Here is a 266-nt window from a genome sequence, read left to right on the forward strand (position 1 = left end):
GGCAGCAACCCGCTCGCCAATCCGACCAGCAAATGCTGACGAACCTTTACGGTTGAAGTCGCCTTCCAGACCATGGCCGATTGCCTCGTGCAAGAGTACCCCTGGCCAGCCTGGGCCTAGAACCACGGTCATATTGCCCGCAGGCGCAGGACGTGACTCCAGATTAATCAGCGCTGAATCAACCGCATGTTGCACATACTCTTCGATCAAAGCGTCGGTAAAGTAACCAAAATCGTAACGACCACCGCCACCACCGGTGCCAGTCT

Annotated in this window: 1 protein-coding gene; it reads right to left on the reverse strand. The window is 56.4% G+C overall.

Annotated elements, in window-relative coordinates:
• Positions 1-266 (reverse strand): metallopeptidase TldD-related protein (locus ACZ3HH_RS30270; RefSeq protein WP_465810295.1); only part of this gene is annotated, 266 nt, incomplete at both ends.

It is taken from the genome of Pseudomonas sp. PME37.24/025, assembly GCF_055556615.1.